Source organism: Brachybacterium epidermidis, from assembly GCF_015209585.1.
Taxonomy (GTDB): domain Bacteria; phylum Actinomycetota; class Actinomycetes; order Actinomycetales; family Dermabacteraceae; genus Brachybacterium; species Brachybacterium epidermidis.
In genome coordinates this window covers 1-19,444 of record NZ_JADEYR010000009.1, presented here as the reverse complement: position 1 = coordinate 19,444, position 19,444 = coordinate 1, and the positions used below count along the sequence as shown (strand labels likewise).

At 71.5% G+C, this 19,444-nt stretch carries 15 protein-coding genes and 1 pseudogene; 3 read left to right on the top strand and 13 right to left on the bottom strand.

Features of this window, described 5'->3' with window-relative positions:
• Positions 1-13: 13 nt before the first annotated feature.
• Together asnB and IOE58_RS09120 are read right to left on the bottom strand one after the other, a co-directional pair.
• A complete protein-coding gene (gene asnB / locus IOE58_RS09125) occupies positions 14-2,761 on the bottom strand; it encodes an asparagine synthase (glutamine-hydrolyzing) (protein ID WP_193866087.1) in 2,748 nt (915 codons plus the stop codon).
• Between the two features lie 185 nt (positions 2,762-2,946).
• Positions 2,947-3,654, bottom strand: a complete 708-nt coding sequence (locus tag IOE58_RS09120; RefSeq protein WP_193866086.1) for an HAD-IA family hydrolase — start codon at positions 3,652-3,654, stop codon at positions 2,947-2,949.
• A gap of 105 nt (positions 3,655-3,759) precedes the next feature.
• Between IOE58_RS09120 and IOE58_RS09115 the strand changes: the two genes are divergently transcribed.
• Both IOE58_RS09115 and IOE58_RS09110 read left to right on the top strand, forming a co-directional pair.
• A complete protein-coding gene (locus IOE58_RS09115; protein WP_228019494.1) occupies positions 3,760-4,476 on the top strand; it encodes an AzlC family ABC transporter permease in 717 nt (238 codons plus the stop codon).
• Positions 4,473-4,787, top strand: coding sequence for an AzlD domain-containing protein (locus IOE58_RS09110; RefSeq protein WP_193866084.1), 315 nt, complete (start codon positions 4,473-4,475; stop codon positions 4,785-4,787). Before IOE58_RS09115 ends, IOE58_RS09110 begins: the two co-directional genes overlap by 4 nt.
• Before the next feature lie 44 nt (positions 4,788-4,831).
• On the opposite strand, the gene IOE58_RS09105 is transcribed toward IOE58_RS09110, so the two are convergent.
• From IOE58_RS09105 to IOE58_RS09080, 6 genes are all read right to left on the bottom strand, one after another.
• A complete protein-coding gene (locus IOE58_RS09105) occupies positions 4,832-5,242 on the bottom strand; it encodes a hypothetical protein (RefSeq protein WP_193866083.1) in 411 nt (136 codons plus the stop codon).
• Positions 5,242-5,958: a 4-hydroxy-tetrahydrodipicolinate reductase gene (dapB, locus tag IOE58_RS09100; RefSeq protein WP_228019532.1), complete on the bottom strand. Its 717-nt coding sequence runs from the start codon at positions 5,956-5,958 to the stop codon at positions 5,242-5,244. Before dapB ends, IOE58_RS09105 begins: the two co-directional genes overlap by 1 nt.
• A 145-nt stretch (positions 5,959-6,103) precedes the next feature.
• Positions 6,104-7,471 carry a M16 family metallopeptidase gene (locus tag IOE58_RS09095; RefSeq protein WP_193866082.1) on the bottom strand — a complete coding sequence of 456 codons (1,368 nt, stop codon included), beginning with the start codon at positions 7,469-7,471 and terminating at the stop codon, positions 6,104-6,106.
• Between the two features lie 254 nt (positions 7,472-7,725).
• Positions 7,726-10,026, bottom strand: a complete 2,301-nt coding sequence (locus IOE58_RS09090) for a polyribonucleotide nucleotidyltransferase (RefSeq protein ID WP_193866156.1) — start codon at positions 10,024-10,026, stop codon at positions 7,726-7,728.
• 211 nt (positions 10,027-10,237) lie between these two features.
• Positions 10,238-10,507 (bottom strand): 30S ribosomal protein S15, encoded by a 270-nt coding sequence (rpsO, locus tag IOE58_RS09085; RefSeq protein ID WP_193866081.1) that lies wholly within the window; start codon positions 10,505-10,507, stop codon positions 10,238-10,240.
• A 149-nt stretch (positions 10,508-10,656) separates the two neighbouring features.
• Positions 10,657-11,673 carry a bifunctional riboflavin kinase/FAD synthetase gene (locus IOE58_RS09080; RefSeq protein WP_193866080.1) on the bottom strand — a complete coding sequence of 339 codons (1,017 nt, stop codon included), beginning with the start codon at positions 11,671-11,673 and terminating at the stop codon, positions 10,657-10,659.
• A gap of 323 nt (positions 11,674-11,996) precedes the next feature.
• Here IOE58_RS09080 and IOE58_RS09075 point away from each other — a divergent pair, with 323 nt between their 5' ends.
• Positions 11,997-13,544 carry a L,D-transpeptidase family protein gene (locus IOE58_RS09075; RefSeq protein ID WP_193866079.1) on the top strand — a complete coding sequence of 516 codons (1,548 nt, stop codon included), beginning with the start codon at positions 11,997-11,999 and terminating at the stop codon, positions 13,542-13,544.
• A gap of 125 nt (positions 13,545-13,669) precedes the next feature.
• On the opposite strand, the gene truB is transcribed toward IOE58_RS09075, so the two are convergent.
• The 5 genes and pseudogenes from truB to IOE58_RS09050 all read right to left on the bottom strand — a co-directional run.
• Positions 13,670-14,614: a tRNA pseudouridine(55) synthase TruB gene (gene truB, locus IOE58_RS09070; RefSeq protein ID WP_193866155.1), complete on the bottom strand. Its 945-nt coding sequence runs from the start codon at positions 14,612-14,614 to the stop codon at positions 13,670-13,672.
• Between the two features lie 14 nt (positions 14,615-14,628).
• Complete coding sequence (gene rbfA, locus IOE58_RS09065) at positions 14,629-15,126, bottom strand: 30S ribosome-binding factor RbfA (RefSeq protein ID WP_193866078.1); 498 nt, start codon at positions 15,124-15,126, stop codon at positions 14,629-14,631.
• Between the two features lies 1 nt (position 15,127).
• Positions 15,128-16,231, bottom strand: a complete 1,104-nt coding sequence (locus IOE58_RS09060) for a TRM11 family SAM-dependent methyltransferase (protein ID WP_193866077.1) — start codon at positions 16,229-16,231, stop codon at positions 15,128-15,130.
• Positions 16,232-16,292: 61 nt separating this feature from the next.
• Positions 16,293-19,196, bottom strand: a pseudogene (gene infB, locus IOE58_RS14655) (translation initiation factor IF-2).
• A 96-nt stretch (positions 19,197-19,292) separates the two neighbouring features.
• A partial coding sequence (locus IOE58_RS09050; RefSeq protein WP_193866076.1) for a DUF448 domain-containing protein occupies positions 19,293-19,444 on the bottom strand: 152 nt, incomplete at its 5' end.

Here is a 19,444-nt window from a genome sequence, read left to right as displayed (position 1 = left end):
GCAGCGGTCCCGGTCACCGGGCCGCTACGGTACCGGGGTCGCCCAGATCCACCAGGATCGCCAGCGGCGTGCGCTGGCGGCCCTGGCCCAGCGGGTTGTCCGCGAAGGTGGCCTCCAGGCGCTCGGCCGGAACCGAGGCGTCCGAGCCCAGCACGTTGCGACCGATGTCGTTGGCGTCCATCACCACGGTGCCGGCGAAGCTGTCGCGCAGCGCGGCGGGGATGTCGGCGGCACGGATGGCCGCGGACAGGCGGGCCGAGACGCCGTCGGGGTCCTTCGGCGGAAGCTTCGCGGAGACGTTCGAGGGGAAGGCGGAGTAGACGGTCGGGCCGTCGATCGCGCGCACGTTGCTGCCGACGACCCGGTAGAACAGGCCGCGCTTGCCGATCACCTTGCCGGCCGCGCCCACGGCGGAGGCCGCGACCACGCGTGGCAGCCCCACCTCGCGGATGGCCAGCTCCATGGTGGTGGGGTCCCCCAGGCCGATGCCGGCAGGGGTGCGGGAGACGAAGCGGCTGAGCACCGTGGCGGAGCGGCGGGGGGCGATCTCCCAGGTGAACCAGGAGCGACCCTGGCTGATCGCCACGATCTTCTCGCTGATGACGAAGTACCAGGGGCGTCCGGCGGGCAGTGCGTCCTCGGGCAGGCCCGCGGCGAAGCGCTCCACGTGCCCGCGGACCAGATCCTCCAGGTCGTCACCGCGCGCGATCAGACCGGTCTGCAGGGGGAAGCGGCGCCAGGTGTGGCCGTCGACCTCCGAGACCAGGTCAAGCTGCTTGTCCGGGTTCGGGTCGTAATCGCTCTTGGGCGTCCCGGCCGGGTCCTCCTGCGACGCGGCGCCGGCCGCTGCGGCGATGTCCCCCGCGCCGACCCCCGGGGCCTCGTCCTCGTCGCCGGCCCGTGATGCGGGGTGCTGGTCGAAGAAGGCCCGCATCCACAGCTCGACGTTCAGCAGGCGCCAGAACATCAGGGTGCCGTGCTTGTCGGGGTGGGCCATGTAGTCGTCGAACAGGGCCAGCACGCTGCGGGACTCGAAGTAGGGGCGGGAGGCGAAGGTGGCGGAGGCGAAGATCTCCCGCAGGGCGGCAGCGTTCTTGCGGAACCACTCGCTCTCGGGCGTGGTGAAGCCGATCTTGTTGCGGCGCTTGGAGATCATGTCCGGCAGGATCCCGAACATCGACTCGCGCAGGATCCGCTTGTTCCAGCCGTCGTGGATGATCGCGGACTCGTCCAGGGAGAACAGGAACTTCAGCAGCTCCTTGTCCACGAACGGGACGCGTCCCTCGATGCTGAAGCGCATGGTGTTCCTGTCCTCGTAGCGCAGCAGCGAGGGCAGGGAGCTGCGGAAGGTGTCCTGCAGCAGGCGCTCCTTGAGGTCGTCCTGCACCGAGGTGACCTTCTCCCCCGCGTGCGCTGCGACGAACCCGGAGTTTAGCAGGGCCTCGATGGGAACGGAGGTGCGGCCGGAGTACTTGGTGCGGGCGAGCTTGCGCAGGATGTCCCGCGAGCCCACCACCTCGGAGGCCAGCTCCTTGAACCGCTTCTGGCGGCGCAGCTGGCGCAGGTACACGTAGAAGTACGGGTTGTACCCGGCCATCATCTCGTCGGCGCCCTGGCCGTCCAGCAGCACCGTCACGTGCTTGCTGGCCTCCCGCATCACCGCGTACTGGGCGTAGGGGCCGGAGGAGATGATCGGCTCCTCCTGGGTGCGCACGAAGTCCTGCAGGTCCTCGAGGAACTCACGGGAGTCCGGGTGGATCTTGTGGGCGGTGATCTGCCCCTGGTAGTCCGCCAGCAGCGCGTCGACGTACCGCTCCTCGTCGTTGCTGGAGTTGGGGAACACGGCGGAGAACGTGTTCTGGCGCGAGCCCACCGCGGCGAAGTCGCCGTCCTCAGGCTGCTCGCGCAGGTGCTTGGCGATCACTGCGGCCACCGCGGAGGAGTCCAGCCCGCCGGAGAGGGAGGTCCCCACGGGCACCTCGGACTGCAGGCGCAGCCGCACGGACTCCATGAACCGCTCGCGGTACTCGTCCACCACCTGCTCGCTGTAGGGGCGGCCGGGGCGGGAGGCGATCTCGCGCAGCTCGTCCTGCAGGCGCGTGAAGGACTCGGTGCGCACGCCATCGGCGTCGATCACCAGCATCTGCCCGGCCATCAGGCGCTTGACGCCGGCGAAGAAGGTCTGCTCGTCGTCGTCGTGGGCGCGGAACTTCAGGTACCGGTACACGGCGCGGTCATCCGGCGCGGCCTCGAACACGCCGGCGGCGAGCAGGGCCCGGATCTCCGAGGAGAACAGCACCCGCCCGGTGGTCTCGTCGTGCCAGTAGTACAGCGGCTTGATGCCGAAGTGGTCGCGGGCGATCGTGAGGGTGTCGGTCTCGGCGTCGTGGATCGCGAAGGCGAACATGCCGTTGAACCGGTCGTAGGAGTCGCTGCCCCACGCGGCGTGGGCCTGCAGCAGCACCTCGGTGTCGGAGTCGGTGGCGAAGGTCCGGCCGGTGGCCTCGAGCTCGGCGCGCAGCTCCAGGTAGTTGTAGACCTCGCCGTTGTAGACGATCGTGTGGCGGCCGTCCGCCGTGGTCATCGGCTGGTCGCCGCTCTCGCGGTCGATGATGGCCAGGCGGCGGTGGGCCAGTCCCGCGCTCCCGGAGAGGAACAGGCCCTCACCGTCGGGCCCCCGGTGGGCGAGGCAGGCGTTCATCCGCCGCGCGATGTCCTCGGTGTCCGCTCCGAATCCGTAGCTGCCGGAGATTCCGCACATGGGGCGAGTCCTTTCGAGAGGGACGGCGACGATCCGCCGGTGGGACAGGGCTCCCCGGCGCCCGCTGCGGGGCGTCGACAGGGGTCCCGGAGCGCACCGGGATCAGCCGTCCGAGCGTATCAGCGGGGGGCGCCCACGCCGCTCAGGCGCGACCGTCCGCACACCGCCCGGTCAGGTGGGCCCCGTCACTGCGCGCCGCGACGCGAGAGCAGCAGCGCACCCTCCTGCACGGCGACCTCGAGGTCGTCCAGGGAGGTGAGCAGCACCGGGGCAAGGGGTTCGAGATCGGCCGCCGGGGTGGTGGAGGTGATCGCCATGGTGCGACACCCCGCATCCAGCCCGGAGCGCAGCCCGCCCACCGAGTCCTCCACCACGACCGCATCCGAGGGGGCGACCCCGAGGCGCTCGGCCCCCAGCAGGTACGGCTGCGGGTCGGGCTTGCCGCGCTCCACCTGGTCGGCCGTGACCAGTGTCGCCGGCACCGGCAGGGACGTGGTGGCCCAGCGCGCCTCGAACAGGGGCATGGTGCACGAGGTGACGATCGTCCAGGTGGGCCGACCGAGCTGCTGGGACGCCGCATCGAGCTGCTCGAGGATGCGGCGGGTGCCGGGCAGGGTGAGGATCGAGTCGACGTCGGCGATCTCCAGCTGTTCGATGCGGGAGTGGGCCGCGGCGATCTCGGCCTCGGTCATGTCCGGGAAGAACTCCCTCAGCACCTGCCGGGCCGGGCGGCCGTGCATGGCATGGCCGAAGGTCTCGGTGGAGCCCAGCTCGGCCAGCAGCCCGTTCCACGCCCGCTCCACCGAGGAGCCGGAGTCGATCAGGGTGCCGTCCATGTCCAGCAGCAGGGCGCCGGTGCGCAGCGGGAGGCCGTCCGTGGGGGTGTGGGTCATGGGGCCACGCTCTCACACGGATCGGTGCGACGTCGGGGAGGTGGCGGGCCCGGACGCGGACAGCGCCGCCACCGGACACGGAACGGATCTATGGTGACCGGCATCATGAGTGCTGCGCTTCCCTCCTCCCGCACTGCGGTCCCCGACGAAGTCCGGCAGATCCGCCGCACCGGTTTCTCGGTGGGCCTGGCGACGGGGCTGTACGGCATCTCCTACGGGGCCCTCGCCACCGCTACGGGCCTGGACCTGTGGCAGGCGATGGTGCTCTCCGCGGTGCTGATCAGCGGCGGCAGCCAGTTCGCCTTCGTGGGGGTGATCGGGGCGGGGCTCGCCATCGGGGCGGCACTGGCCTCGATCCTGCTGGGGGTGCGCAACTCCCTGTACGGCCTCGCGCTGTCCCGGGTGCTGCCGCGGGGCGGGTGGCGCGGGGCGGCCCGTGCGCAGCTGACGATCGACGAATCCGCGGCGACCTCCGCCTCGGGCACCACCCCCGAGGCCGCCAGGGCCGGCTTCTGGGCCGCCGGGGTGTGGGTCTACGTGTTCTGGAACCTGTTCTCCCTGGCCGGCGCACTGGTGGGCCAGTTCGTGAGCGATCCGGGGGCATGGGGGCTGGATGCGGCTGCGGCGGCGGCCTTCCTGGCGCTGCTGTGGCCGAGGCTGCGCAGCGGGGAGACCATCGCGATCGCCGTCGCTGCCGCCTTCGTCGCGCTGCTGACCACGCCGGTGCTGCCCTCGGGACTTCCGGTGCTGGCGGCGGCGATGGTCGCGGTGGTGGCCGGTCTATGGCCCTCGCGGGGGCGTACGGAGGGCGAGCAGCGATGAGCATGCTGTGGATCGCGGCGATCGCGGCGTCCCTGGCGAGCTTCGTGCAGAAGTGGTTGGGCTACCAGGTGCCCTCCGAGGTGCTCGAGCGTCCCCGCGTGGCCCGGGTGACGCGGCTGCTGCCGATCGCCCTGCTGGGGGCCCTGGTCGCGGTGCAGACGGCGACGGACGGGGCCGCGATCGTGGCCGACGCCCGCCTCGCGGCGGTGGGTGTGGCCGCCGTGCTGCTGGTTCTGCGCGCCCCGTTCCTGGTGGTGGTGATCAGCGCAGCGGCCGCTGCCGCTGCGCTGCGTGCACTGGGCTGGGGCTGAGCACCCATCCGGACCATGCCGCGGGCGCGGACCACCGGTGCGGGTCAGGACCTCCGGTGCAGGTCGATCGCCCGGCGCACGCACAAGCGGGCGTTGCGACGGTCGCGCAGGGCGTCGTAGGCCAGTGCCAGGCGGAACCAGGATCGCCAGTCGCGCTCCTGCTCCGGCTGGTCCTCGATCGCGGACCTGGCGGCCTCGAACTCGGCGCGGGCATCGGAGCCGCCGGCGACAGCCGCGGGAGCGTACTGGCGGCTCAGGCGGCCGGCGCGCATGCCGAACAGCACCTCCCGCCAGGTCACCCACACGGTGAGCACCAGCAGGATGCCCACACCCAGTGCCAGGCCCCAGCCGATCACTCCCCCGGCCCGCGAGAAGCCCACGGCGATCCATCCCAGACCCCAGGCATACAGCGCGGTGATCAGCAGCAGCGCCGCGACGAACAGCTTCTGGCGCATCAGCCCAGCTCGAGGTAGCCGTCGAGGCCGACGGTCAGACCCGGGTGGGAGGCCACCTCGCGCACGCCCACCAGCACCCCCGGCATGAAGCTGACCCGGTCGAAGGAGTCGTGGCGCAGCTGGAACTGCTCACCGGCGCCGCCGAACTGCACCACCTCGTGGGCCACCAGCCCGCGCTGGCGCACGGCGTGCACGTGGATCCCGTCGACCACCGCCCCGCGAGCGCCCAGGGGATCCTTCTCGGTGGCGTCCGGCACCGGGCCCAGGCCACCGGCGGCGCGTCCACGGGCGACGGCGGCGGCAGTGTGGTTCGCGGTGCCGGAGGGGGCGTCGAGCTTGTCGGGGTGGTGCATCTCGATCACCTCGGCGCTCTCGTAGTAGCGCGCGGCGATCTCCGCGAAGCGCATGGCGAGCACGGCGCCGATGGCGAAGTTGGGGGCGATCAGCACGCCGAGCTGCTCGCGGCCCGCACGGGCCAGGGCGGTGCGCACCTCCTCCAGTGAGGTCTCGTCCCAACCGGTGGCGCCCACCACGGCGTGCACACCGTTCTCGATCGCCCACAGCACGTTGTCCTTGGTGGCACCGGGGATGGAGAAGTCCACCATCACCTGAGCGCCGGTCCTGGTGATCGCTGCGAGGTCGTCCTCGCGATCCACACGAGCGACCAGCTCAAGGTCGGGGGCCTGCTCGACGGCGCGGCAGGCCTCGGAGCCCATGCGCCCGCGGGCACCGATCACGGCCACTCGGATCGAGGGGCCGGCGTCGCTGCCGGTCGCGGGGCGGTCGGTGGGGGCGGTGGTGTCGTTCACTATGGTGCCTTCCTGCCCGCAAAGGGCGCTGTGCTGGTGGGGCCCTGGCCCCTCAGGCCTCGGGGCCCACGTCGATACGAGTGGTGAAGGAGGAGGCGAGCTGTGCGGCCAGGGCCTGGACGTCCGCGGCGCTCACCCGGGAGATCTTCTCGAGGATCTCGTCGATCCCCGTGTAGCGGCCGTGCATCAGCTCGATGGTGCCCAGGCGACCCATACGGCTGCTGGTGTCCTCCAGGCCCAGGGCGAAGGAGCCGGTGATCTGCCCGAGGGCGCGGCGCATCTCCGCGTCGTCCACGCCCCGCTCCCCCATGTCGGTGAGCTCCTGTGCGAGCAGTTCGACCACTTCGGCGGTGCGGGAGGGACGGCAGGCCGCGTACAGCCCGAACAGTCCGGCGTCGTGGTAGCCGGCGCTGAAGGAGTACACGGAGTAGGCCAGTCCCCGCTGCTCGCGCACGTGCTGGAAGAGCCGGGAGGACATGCCGCCGCCCAGGATGGACATCAGCACCGAGAGGGTATGGCGCTTCTCGTCGACCGCGGTGATGCCGGTGCCGCCCAGGTAGATGTGGTTCTGCTCGGTGGGGCGGGCCAGGCGCCTCGGCACGATCCGGGCCACGGCCTCACCGCTGACCGCGCCCTCGGTGGCACCGGCACCGGCAGCGCCGGCAGCGCTGGGGGTCTCGTGGGTCTCGCGGGAGCGGCGGTGCGGGAGGGCCCCGGGCTCGAGCCCCCAGCCGCCGCGGCGCAGGCCCTCCAGCAGAAGGTCGGCCAGCTGGTCGTGGTCCACGTCGCCCACCGCGGTGACCACCAGGTTGTCGGGGCGGTAGTGCTCGCCGTAGTGGGCGCGCACGTCCTCGATGTCCAGGTCCGTGACGGTCTGCGCGGTGCCGCCCACGGGGCGGCCGATGGCGGTCTCAGGGCCCAGCACGTGGGCCAGGAAGGTCTCGTAGCCGACGTCCTGAGGATCGTCCTCGGCCATGGCCAGTTCCTCGAGGATCACCTCCCGCTCGGTGCGCAGCGCCTGCTCCTCGAGCAGGCTGGAGGTGACCATGTCGGTGAGCACGTCCACGGCCATGGGGACGTCGGCCGAGCGCACCCGGCCGTAGTACAGGGTGTGCTCCTTCGCGGTGACGGCGTTGGAGTCGCCGCCCACCTCGTCGAAGGCCGAGGCGATCTGCATCGCGGTGCGGCGACGGGTGCCCTTGAACAGCAGGTGCTCCAGCACGTGCGTGGAGCCGGCGTGCTCGGGCTTCTCGTCGCGGGAGCCGACGGGCAGCCACAGACCCAGGGTGGCGCTGCGCACGCTGCGGTCGGTCTCGGTGAGCAGGCGCACCCCGCCGGGCAGGATGGTGCGTCGCACGCCGGAAGCGGCATCGAGCACCACGTCAGAGGCAGGGTCGTCGTAGATCAGGTCCAGGGGCATCCGTCGATTCTCCCATGCCACTCATCTCGACATCCCCTTCGTTCCCCGCAGGCCCGTGGCGACCGTGGGAACACAGGCCACTGCGGACGACGGATCCCCGCGATGGGCAGTTCTCCCCTGCGCGGTGGGCGAAGTGCCGGGCCACCATGCACGGATGCCCTGGTTCCGATTCGCAGTGGAATCGGAACCAGGGCATCCGGTGGCCTGAGCTCGCGACCCGACTCGGGTGCTCATCTCAGAGCATCACGCTCAGCTCACTCGGCGGTGGTCGCCTCGCGCTCGAGGTTCTCGGCGGACTCGACGGGGGCACCGGACGTGTCGGTGCTCTTCTCCTCGGCCTTGTCGTCCTCCGGGACGGCCAGGGAGATCTTGCCGCGGGCGTCGACCTCGCGGATCTCCACCTCGACCTTCTGGCCCACCTTGACGACGTCCTCGACGCTCTCCACGCGCTTGCCGCCGTTCAGCTTGCGCAGCTGGGTGACGTGCAGCAGGCCGTCCTTGCCGGGGGTCAGCGACACGAAGGCACCGAAGTCGACCACGCGCACCACGGTGCCGAGGTAGCGCTCGCCGACCTCGGGCACCATCGGGTTGGCGATCGCGTTGATCGCGCTGCGGGCGGCCTCCGCGGAGGGGCCGTCGGTGGCGCCGATGTACACGGTGCCGTCGTCCTCGATGGTGATGTCGGCCCCGGTGTCGTCCTGGATCTGGTTGATCATCTGGCCCTTGGGGCCGATGACCGCGCCGATCTTGTCGACGGGGATGGTCACCGCGAGCACGCGCGGGGCGTGCGGGCTCATCTCGTCGGGGGTGTCGATGGCCTCGTTCATCACCGACAGGATCGCCAGGCGCGCCTCGCGAGCCTGGGCCAGTGCGGAGGCCAGCACCGAGGCGGGAATGCCGTCGAGCTTGGTGTCCAGCTGGATCGCGGTGATGAACTCGGGGGTGCCGGCCACCTTGAAGTCCATGTCGCCGAAGGCGTCCTCGGCACCGAGGATGTCGGTGAGGGCCGCGTAGCGGGTCTCGCCCTCGACGGTGTCGGAGATGAGGCCCATGGCGATGCCGGCCACCGGGGCGCGCAGCGGCACTCCGGCGTTCAGCAGGGACAGGGTGGAGGCGCACACGGATCCCATCGAGGTGGAGCCGTTGGAGCCCAGCGCCTCGGAGACCTGACGGATCGCGTAGGGGAACTCCTCGCGGCCCGGCAGCACGGGCACCAGGGCGCGCTCGGCGAGCATGCCGTGGCCGATCTCGCGGCGCTTCGGGGAGCCCACGCGACCGGTCTCACCGGTGGAGTAGGGCGGGAAGTTGTAGTGGTGCAGGTAGCGCTTGCGGTCGTTCGGCGACAGCGAGTCGATCTGCTGCTCCATCTTGAGCATGTTCAGCGTGGTGACACCCAGGATCTGGGTCTCGCCGCGCTGGAACAGGGCCGAGCCGTGGACGCGGGGCAGCACCTCGACCTCGGCCGAGAGGGCGCGGATGTCCCGCAGGCCACGGCCGTCGATGCGCACGCCGTCGGTGAGGACCTTCTGGCGCACGACCTTCTTGGTCAGCGCACGGTAGGCCCCGGTGATCTCCTTCTCGCGGCCCTCGAGCTGGTTGCCCTCGCCGCCGAGCTCCTCGGTGATCTGGGCCAGCAGCTCCTCGGTGCGCTCCTCGCGCTCCTGCTTGCCTGCGATGGACATGACCTCGCGCAGGCGATCGGCAGCGGCCTGCTCCACGATCCCGTAGGCGTCCTCCTGGTGGTCCAGGAACAGCGGGAACTCGCGCACCGGCTTGGCGGCCTTGGCGGCCATCTCGGACTGGGCCTGGCACAGGGTGCGGATGAACACCTTGGCAGCCTCGAGGCCCTCGGCCACGACCTCCTCGGTGGGGGCGATGGCGCCCTGGTTCTTGATCAGGTCCCAGGAGTTGTCGGTGGCCTCGGCCTCGACCATCATCACGGCGACGTCGGAGCTCTCGCCCTCGCCGACCATGCGCCCGGCGACGACCATGGAGAACACGGCCTCCTCGAGCTGGGAGTAGGTGGGGAACGCGACCCACTGGCCGCCCTCGGCGGTGGGCATCAGGGCGATGCGCACGCCGCCGATCGGGCCGGAGAACGGCAGGCCGGAGATCTGGGTGGAGGCGGAGGCGCCATTGATGCCGATGACGTCGTAGGCATCATCGGGGTTGGCGGCCATCACGGTCAGGACGACCTGGACCTCGTTGCGCAGGCCCTTGACGAAGGCGGGGCGCAGCGGACGGTCGGTGAGGCGGGCGGCGAGGATGGCGTCCGTGCTGGGACGGCCCTCGCGGCGGAAGAACGAGCCGGGGATGCGACCGGCGGCGTACATCCGCTCCTCGACGTCCACCGTGAGCGGGAAGAAGTCGAACTGGTCCTTGGGTCGGTTCGAGACGGCGGTGGCCGAGAAGACCATCGTGTGGTCGTCGAGGTACACGCTGACCGCGCCGGCGGCCTGCTGGGCGAGACGGCCGGTCTCGAAGCGCACCTCGCGGCGGCCGAACGAGCCATTGTCGATGACCGCGGTGGTCGCGGTGATGTCAGGGCCTTCCATGGCCATGGGGTATCTCCTTGGATAGGGGTGCCCCTGCCGGTGCGGCCTTCGTCAATCACGCGCGGTTCCCTGGTGGGGACCGAACGCCACTGCCGAGGACCGAACCTGGGCGGGGCGGGGTTCAGGTGCCGCCCTCCCGGACGGCGGGTGGTTCACCGGGGTGAACACAGACAGCCGCCGCCCGCCCCGGAGGGACGAGCGGCGGAGAGGGTCACCGGCGCAGGCCGAGGCGCTGGATCAGCGCACGGTACCGCTCGATGTCGACGTCCTGCAGGTACTGCAGGAGGCGCTTGCGCTGGCCGACCAGCAGCATCAGGCCGCGGCGCGAGTGATGATCGTGCTTGTGGGTCTTGAGGTGCTCGGTCAGGTACGTGATGCGGTGGGACAGCAGAGCGATCTGGACCTCGGGCGAACCGGTGTCGCCCTCGCTGGTGCCGTACTCCTTGATGATCTCCTGCTTGGTGGCGGTGTCGAAGGCCATGGTTCTCCGGGGGTCGAGTGCGCGGCGCACCGGGGCATGTTCTCCCGGGCTCTCTCTGCGAGCGTGATCCCCGTCCCGGTGGCACTGAGGGGTGCCGGGGTGGGGGCGGGTGCGCTCTCCGCGGCCGAATGGACGGCCCGGACAGGTTATCAGTCGGCCGGCGGCTCGGACACGGAAGAGGTGTCCAGAGTGCGACGCGTCACCTCGACGTCCCGGTGCATCTGCTCCACCAGGTCGTCGATCCCGTCGAACTTCAGGGTGGGACGCTGATAGTCCACGAACTCCAGCCGCACCGTGTCGCCGTACAGGTCCAGCGTGTGGTCGTCGTGGACGTACGCCTCGACGGTGCGCTGCGGGACGCCCTGGGCGGTGAAGGTGGGGTTGGTGCCGATGGAGATCGTCGCCGGGGCTCCCGCCAGTGCAGGGGTGCCGAGGTGGCCCGGGTGCTGCTCGATGACGGTGAGGAACCCGGCGTACACGCCGTCCGCGGGGACGAGGCCCTGCGGGGCCGGTCCCAGGTTGGCGGTGGGGAAGCCCATCTCGCGGCCGCGGCGGTGCCCGTGGTGGACCACGTCGGCCACGGTGTGCCGGCGGCCCAGCATCACGGCGGCCTCCTCGACGTCGCCGCCCAGCAGTGCCTCGCGGATGGCGGAGGAGGAGATGCGCCCGCTGCCCTGTCCCTCCGGGCCGAGGTCGGAGACGGTCACCACCTCGAAGCCGTACTGCTCCCCCAGCTCCCTCATGGTCTCGATGGTGCCGGCGTTGGCCCGGCCGAACAGCGCATCCTCGCCGAGGACCACGCAGCGTGCGCCCAGGCCCTCCACCAGGAAGATGCGCACGAACTCCTCGGCCTCGTGCTGGGCGAACTCCCGGGTGAACTCGAGGTCCAGCACTCCACCCACTCCAGCCAGCAGCAGCAGGCGGTCCCGGTCCTCGTGCCCCGTGATCAGCGGGGGCTCGGCCACCCCTCGCATGACATGGCGCGGATGGGGCCAGAACGTGAGCGCGACCGGGGTCAGGGCGCGTGAACGGGCATGGTGGATCAGCTGGGACAGCACGTGTCGGTGACCGCGATGCACACCGTCGTAGTTGCCGATCGACACCGCCGTGGCGCCGAGCTCGGCGGGCACCTCGCTCAGGGAATGCCAGATGGGGCTGCGGGTCACAGGCGGCTGGGTCCTTCTTCTGCTCGGGCGCGGGGCACCGCGGACGGGACGACGGGGGCCGGGACCGGGCCGGGGCCCTATCGCGACGGGAACACTGTAGCGGCCCGTCCGGTGCCACCCCGAGCCGGCCGTCGTCGCTCCGGCACACGCGCAGGCCGTGCGCTCCCGGCGGTCTGTGACGAAGCTCGACGCGCCGCACCCTGTGGCACAGCGACGCGCTCCAGTATCGTGGTCCGGAAGGCGGTGCCGGGGAGGGACCCCTGTGCCCTCCCGCGTTCGACAGCGGGGGCAGCCAGACGGCCGCCGAGAACGGAACGACAACCATGACGAACGTGACCGACACCGCCGCGACCGGCGGTCCCGTGCCGGCCGACCGCGGCCGGAAGCGCCTCGCCCTGGTCGTGCTGGCCATCATCGGCGTCATCGCCGTGCTGCTGACCGGCGGGGCCATGGCCTATGCCAAGCAGTTCGACGGCAAGGCCCTGCCCGGCACCACTGTGCTCGGGCAGGACGTCTCGGGCAAGAGCCCGGAGGAGATCTCCCAGCTGATCGCCGAGCGCGGTGAGGACGTCACCGTCACCATCACCGCGGACGGCACCGAGCACGAGGCGTCCCTCGCCGATCTCGGCGTCACCGTGGACGCCCAGGCCACCGGCCAGGCCGCCGTGGCCCGCGAGGACTCCTTCATGGACATCCTGCGCGCCACCTGGAGCGGCGAGCACGTCGTCGAACCCGTCGTCTCGGTGGACGAGGCCGCGGTGGCCTCCTACGCCAAGGGCCTGGTGCCCGCGGACCGCACCGAGCCGGTGGACGCCCAGGTGGTCTTCGACGAGGACGCCCAGACCTGGAACGCTGTCCCCGGCCAGAGTGGTCAGGGCGTGGACCCGCAGGTGATGGTGAAGACCGTCACCCAGAAGGCCCCGGAGCTGGAGTCCTTCTCCGTGGATCAGCCCATCGAGGAGATCGCTCCGGCGATCACCACCGAGGAGGCCGAGGGCGTGGTCGGCACCATCGCCGCCGTTCTCGAGCAGCCGATGTCGATCTCCGGTCCCGAGGGCAAGACCTACGAGGTCTCCGCCGAGCGCCGCAACTCCTGGTTGTCCGTCGCCCCGGACGAGACCGGCGAGCAGCTGGTGCTCTCCGTGGACGAGGAGGGCGTGCGCGAGTGGGTCGCGGCCCGCGCCGACAAGGACTCCGTCAAGCCCAAGGACGGCATCGAGCAGGTCGACTCCGACGGCAAGGTCGTCAAGGTGGTCGCCGAGAAGCGCGACGGACTGGAGTTCACCAACGTGGACGCCGTGGCCGATGAGCTGATCGCCTCCCTGAAGGGCTCCAGCCCCCTCGAGATCGCCTTCGAGACCAAGACGGTCGAGGCCGAGGTCGAGCAGGTCAAGGCCCCCGAGGAGGAGTCCGAGGAGGAGAAGTCCGAGGAAGAGAAGTCCGAGGACGACGGGAAGGCGCAGGAGGAGAAGGCACCCGCTCCCACCGGTGAGAAGTGGATCGACGTCGACCTCAGCGCCAAGACGGTCACCGCCTACGTGGGTGAGACCCCGGTGTGGGGCCCCCGCTCGATGGTGGACGGCAAGGAGGGCTACGAGACCGTCACCGGTTCCTTCGAGATCTACCTGCGCTACGACCGCCAGGACATGACCAACGCGAACTACTACCCCGAGGGCCACCCGAAGTACTACTACACCCCGGACGTCCCGTGGGTGCAGTACTTCCACAACGGGTACGGCTTCCACGGTGCCCCGTGGCGCTCCTCTTTCGGGTACTCCGGGTCCCACGGCTGCATCAACATGCCGGTGTCCGAGGCGAAGTGGCTGTACGACTGGGCCTCGATCGGCACCCGCGTGGAGGTCCACTACTGATCCGGAGCTGAGGCTGGGCCGGCCGCCGGCACAGCCCGGCGAGTCCAGCAGAGGGACGGGCCCGTACCGCAGGATCCTGCGGTACGGGCCCGTTCTTCTCGTCGGTGGGACGGCAGCCGGCTCGCTCAGGTGCGCGCCTCGAGCGGGATGACCAGCTCGGGCTTCCAACCGTTCCCGTCGGCGCGGATGATGGCGCACAGACGCCCGTCCCCGTCCAGGGCCGCCGTGCGCATCTGCTCCCCTCCGCGGTCGGTCTCCCGATCGATCCGGCGGCCGTCGGCGAGCAGCCGCGCCTTCGACTCGTCCACCGTCACGGTGGGCAGCACCTGGGAGGCCGTCTCCCCCAGCCCGCGCAGCGGCAGCTCGACATCGTCCCCTTCTCCGCGGCCCGGGACATGGACCGCATGGTCCACGTCGAAGGGTCCCACCGCGATGCGCCGCAGCGCGGTGAGGTGGCCACCGGTGCCGAGGGCGGCACCGAGGTCGCGGGCCAGTGCGCGCACGTAGGTGCCCGAGGAGCACGTGACCACGGCATCGAGGTCCAGGTGGGGGCCGTCGGCGCGGCGGCCGGTGATCTCGAAGCGGTCGATCCGCACGGGCCGGGCAGCCAGTTCGACGTCCTCCCCGGCGCGGGCACGGGCATAGGCGCGCTTGCCGTCCACCTTGATCGCGCTGACGGTGGAGGGCACCTGCTGGATGTTCCCGCGCAGCGCCAGCAGCGTCCGCTCCAGGGCGTCGGGGTCGATGCCGGAGGCGTCGTGCTGCTCCCCGAGCGGTTCGCCCTCGCGATCATCGGTGGTGGTGGCGCGTCCCAGCCGGATGGTGGCCAGGTAGGTCTTGTCCAGGCCCACCAGGTGGGTGAGCAGCCGGGTGCCCTGGCCCACGCCGAGCACCAGCAGGCCGGTGGCCATGGGGTCGAGCGTGCCGGCGTGTCCCACCTTCTTCGTGCCCAGCAGCCAGCGCACGCGTGCGACGACGTCATGGCTGGTGCGGTCGGGGGCCTTGTCGACCAGCAGGACGCCGGGGGGTGCGCCCGTGGGTGCGGGATCGCCCCCACGGATGGGGCTCATCGGCGTGCGGGCGGTCACGGACGCGAAAAGTCCGCGCCGTCCTCACGGTCCTCGTCGTGCTCCTCGACCTCGGAATCCTCCTCCGCCTCGAGGTCGCGGGGCGTGCGGTACGGATCCGCCTCCCCGGCGTAGGTGGCGCCCTCCTTGGCCTTCAGCAGCGCGGCGTCGCGGGTGCGGGCCTCGGCCAGCAGCTCCTCGATGGCGCGGGCGCTGTCGGGGATCGCGTCGGGGACGAACTCGAGGGTCGGGGTCAGGCGCACGCCGGTCTGCTTGCCCACCTCGCGGCGCAGGATGCCGGTGGCGCTGGCGAGGCCCGCTGCCGTGCCGGCACGGTCCTCGTCGTCACCGAAGACGGTGTAGAACACGGTGGCGTGCTGGAGGTCTCCGCTCACGCGCACGTCGGTGATGGTCACGAAGCCCAGGCGGGGGTCCTTGATCCGCTTGTCGATCGTGGTGGCCACGATCTCCTTGATGCGGTCGGCCAGGCGCAGGGCGCGGGGGTTGTCGCTCATGTCAGGAGGTCCTCTCATCGGTGCCGACAGCGGCGAGCTGATCGGACTGGGGGTGGTCGTGGGGGACCGCGAGCAGCACGTCGCGGTCGATGGACTGGTCCACGCGGTGCCGGAAGGCGCCGTCCGCGCTGATGACGCGCAGCCCCGCCCCGGCGAGGGCCGCGCGCGCCTCCGCGTGGGACAGGGTGCGGCGGTTGATGGCCAGGGCCATCCCGCCGCCGTCGCGCAGCAGGGACCGCCAGCCAGGGGCGGCCTCGGTGAGGAAGTCGAGCGGGGAGCGCTGCCAGCCGGCGGAGGAGCGCCCTCCGTGCTGGATGCCGTAGGGCAGGTCCCCGACGATGGCGTCGACGCTGCGGGCGGGCAGCAGGTAGGGCAGCTCGCGGGTGTCGCAGCCGTACACGGTCAGGCGCTGGCCGCGCCCCTCCCGCTGCGTCTGCTTGTCGGGGGCCAGCTCCGCGTCGATGCGAGTGCCCAACTGCCTGCCGCGCAGGGTGAGGCGACCCTCGGTGACGGTGTGCTTGTAGCGGTGGGTGCGCAGCCACGTGCTCAGGAACGCGCGGTAGGCCTCGACGTCCTTGCGGTCGATCTCGGCGCCGAGGGGGCTGAGCCCCAGGCGCAGGGCGCGGTTCACGGTGGTGCCGCGGCCGCACAGGGGGTCCAGGAGGGTGAGGCTGCCGTCCGCCAGGCTGCTGCGGCGGGTGGACAGCGCGCACGCCAGGTTCACCAGCAGCGCGGTGAACTGCTCGTTCGTCTTGCCCGGGTACTTCAGGACGGTCTCGAGATCGTCGGGGTGGCGCAGCGGCACCGGCAGCTCCACAGGACGCAGCAGGGGCCCCGCCTGTCCGGGGGCCTCCGGGACGGACTCGAGAACCCCCAGGGTGGAGGACAGCGATCCAAGCAGCTGCAGGGCGGGACCCTCACCCAGGTCCGCGCCCTCGATCCGCAGGGCGTCCATGCCGCCCACCGTGTGCTCGTACACGTCGATGGACCGGCCCAGGTGGGCACCGAGCACCCAGCGGGCCTCCGCGACGGCCAGGTCGCCGGAGCGGGACGCGTAGACGCGATTGGCCGACGGGGCGCGCAGCACCGTCACCGTGCTGGTCATCGCGACTCACCTCCCGACGGGGAGCGGCCGGGCACCGCGCGGGTGCCCGGCCGTCCTCGGATCAGCTGCGGGGCTTCTCCTGCATCTCGTAGGTGGTGATCACGTCACCGACCTGGAGGTCGTTGAACGAGCCCAGGTTGATGCCGCACTCGTAGCCCTCGCGCACCTCGGTGACGTCGTCCTTGAAGCGACGCAGTCCCGCGATCTCGAGGTTCTCGGTGATGACCACCCCGTCGCGCGTGATGCGGGCCTTGCCGCCGCGCTTGATGAGGCCGCCACGCACGATGGAGCCGGCGATGTTGCCGAACTTGGAGGAGCGGAAGATCTCGCGGATCTCCGCCGAGCCCAGCTCGACCTCCTCGTACTCCGGCTTGAGCATGCCGGTGAGGGCCTGCTCGACCTCCTCGATGGCGCGGTAGATGACCGAGTAGTACTTGATCTCCACGCCCTCGCGGTCGGCGTACTCGGCGTTCTGGCCCTCGGCGCGCACGTTGAAGCCGATGATCACGGCGTCCGAGGCGACGGCCAGGTTGATGTTGTTCATCGTGATGGCGCCGACGCCGCGGTCGATGATGCGCAGCTGCACCTCATCGCCCACGTCGATGCCCAGCAGGGACTCCTCCAGCGCCTCGACGGAGCCGGCGGCGTCGCCCTTGAGGATGAGGTTGAGGGTCTCCACCTTGCCCTCGGCCATCGACTTGGTGATGTCCTCGAGGCTGATGCGCTTGCGGGCCTTGGACAGGGCCGCGGCGCGCTTGGCCGCCTCGCGCTTCTCGGCGATCTGGCGGGCGGTGCGCTCGTCCTGGGCGACCAGGAAGGAGTCACCGGCGCCGGGCACCGAGGTCAGGCCCAGCACCTGCACGGGCCGTGAGGGCCCGGCCTCCTCGATGTTGGCGCCGTTCTCGTCGAGCATGGCACGGACGCGGCCGTGGCCGGTGCCGCAGACGATCGCATCGCCCACGCGCAGGGTGCCCTGCTGCACCAGCACGGTGGCCACGGGGCCCCGACCGCGGTCCAGGTTCGCCTCGATGGACACGCCACGCGCATCCTTGTCGGGGTTGGCGCGAAGGTCCAGGGCGGCGTCCGCGGTCAGCAGCACGGCCTCCAGCAGCGCGTCGATGTTCTGGTTCTCGCGGGCCGAGACGTCCACGAACATCGTGTCGCCGCCGTATTCCTCGGCGATCAGGTTGTACTCGGTCAGCTGCTGGCGGATCTTCTGCGGGTTCGCCTCGGGCTTGTCGATCTTGTTGACCGCCACCACGATCGGGACGTCCGCTGCCTGGGCGTGGTTGAGCGCCTCGATGGTCTGCGGCATCACGCCGTCATCCGCCGCGACCACCAGGATCGCGATGTCGGTGACCTCGGCACCGCGGGCACGCATGGCGGTGAACGCCTCGTGGCCCGGGGTGTCGATGAAGGTGATCGCCCGGTCCTGGTCCTCGTGCTCCACCTGCACCTGGTAGGCGCCGATGTGCTGGGTGATGCCACCGGCCTCGCCCATGTGCACCTTGGAGGAGCGAATGGTGTCCAGCAGGCGGGTCTTGCCGTGGTCGACGTGACCCATCACGGTCACCACCGGCGGGCGGGGCAGACGATCCTCGTCGTCCTCGTCCTCCAGCTCGGCATCGAGGTCGATGTCGAACTGCTCGAGCAGCTCGCGCTCCTCGTCCTCCGGGGAGACGATCTCGATCTTGTAGCCGAGCTCCTCCCCCAGCAGGTGGAAGGTGTCCTCGTCCAGGGACTGGGTGGCCGTGGCCATCTCTCCCATCGCGAACAGCACGGTGATGAGCGAGGCGGGGTTGACGTCGATGCGATCGGCGAAGTCCGTCAGGGACGCGCCGCGACGCAGGCGGATCGGGGTGGAGCCGTCACCGCGCGGGATCTGCACGCCGCCCGGTGCGGGCGCCTGCATCTGCTCGAACTCCTGGCGCTTGGCGCGCTTGGACTTGCGGGAGCGAGCCGGCTTGCCGCCGCGTCCGAAGGCGCCCTGCGTGGCACCGCGACCACCGCGGCCACCGCGGGGACCGCCACCGGGGCCGCCTCCCGGACGTGCGCCGGGACCGCCGCCGGGGCGGCCGCCGCGGCCACCGCGACCGCCGCCGTCGGAGGGACGTGCATCGGCCAGACCGCCGTGGGAGTGCTGGCGCATGATGCCGGGGGTGGGCATGCCGGGGCGGCCGGCGGGACGGGGGCCGCCCGGACGGGAGCTCCCTCACGCTGAGGACGGCCGCCCAGCTCGCCGCGCTGCTGCGGGCGCGGGCCGCCGGGACGCGGCATGCCCTGCGAGGACGCGAAGGGGTTGTTGCCCGGGCGGGGCCACCGGGGCGCGGTCCGCCGGGGCGGGTGCGGCGTCGCGCGCCGGACGCCCGCCCTGCTGGCCGCGGCCACCGGGACGGGGCATGCCCTGCGAGGACGCGAAGGGGTTGTTGCCGGGGCGGGCGCCGCCGGGGCGCGGAGCGGGGCGCTCACCGCCTGGCTTGGGAGCCGCAGGGCGCTGGCCACCGGGCTTCGGCGCGGCGGAGGTGGAGTCGGAGTCCGCCGGGCGCTGCTGATCGGCATCGGCCCCGGGCGCGGGGGCCGAGGGCTTCTTCGCGGGAGCGGCGGGACCCGGCTTGGCCGGTGCCTCGGACGCGGGGGCCGAGTCGCCGGGCGCGGGGACCGGCTTCTTCTCGGTCGGCTCCGACGCAGCGGGCTTGCCCGCGGCCGGACCGGGCTTCTGCCCGGGCTTGGCGGGCGCCTTGGCTCCCGGCTTGGGGGCGCCGCCCGGCGGGGCGCCGGCGCTCTTGGCGGGGGCGTCGTCACCGGAGGCGGCAGGGAACTCACTGCGCAGTCGGCGGGCGACGGGGGCCTCGATGGTCGACGAGGCGGAACGGACGAACTCGCCCATGTCCTGCAGCTTCTGCAGAACGACCTTGCTCGGCTGTCCGAGCTCCTTGGCGAGCTCGTGGACGCGGACCTTAGCCACATTTCTCCTGTCTCGGTCCGGCCGACAAGAGGGCGCGGACCATTAACTCCTGAGGGTGCTCATGATCGAGTACTCATCGGATGTCCATGGGTTCTTCTACCTTTTCCACTGAAGGGTGGGATCGGGATCCTCGAGGTCCCGGGCCAGCAGCCCGGTGTCGACCGCACCCCGGAAGGACCGGGGCAGGCCGCCTCGCCGCAGGGCGAGGTCGAGGCACGACGCGTCGGGGTGGAGCCACGCTCCGCGAC